Origin of the sequence: Stenotrophomonas maltophilia group sp. RNC7 (assembly GCF_030910085.1) — a bacterium.
GTDB classification, from domain to species: Bacteria; Pseudomonadota; Gammaproteobacteria; order Xanthomonadales; family Xanthomonadaceae; genus Stenotrophomonas; species Stenotrophomonas sepilia.
Map to the genome: position 1 here is coordinate 1 of NZ_JAVFVN010000248.1, position 361 is coordinate 361.

The following is a 361-nucleotide window of genomic DNA, read 5'->3' on the forward strand; positions in this document are numbered from 1 at the left end:
GCTGTATCCACTCCACATGAGAAGTGAACAAATTTAAGAGGATTGGTTTTGTCGGCCATTCTTTTCTTAAGCCAATCAATGGATCTAACATTATTTTTTCTATTGAAGTTGGGGAATATTAATCCCGTTGCTCTACCTCTAAGCCCTTGAATCTTATTTTTATAAAGCTTAGTGCCAGGAGGAGCTGATTGGATTTTCTTTTGGATATCTGCTTCTGTAAGGCTTAAATTATCCCTAAACGTAAAAAACCAATACCGCCATTTAGGTACTGGGTTCTCTGTTAATTCTGCCATGATTTCGTCTGGTACATCTTTCGCATATTTCTTGTATGGCCTAGATCTATTGATGAACTCTTTGTACA

At 37.1% G+C, this 361-nt stretch carries 1 protein-coding gene; it reads right to left on the bottom strand.

All coding sequences use genetic code 11. From position 1 onward, the window contains the following. Nucleotides 1-293, bottom strand: a 293-nt coding sequence (locus tag RCF13_RS03065) for a hypothetical protein (protein ID WP_308140858.1), incomplete at its 3' end; no start/stop codon positions are given. Nucleotides 294-361 lie beyond the last annotated feature (68 nt).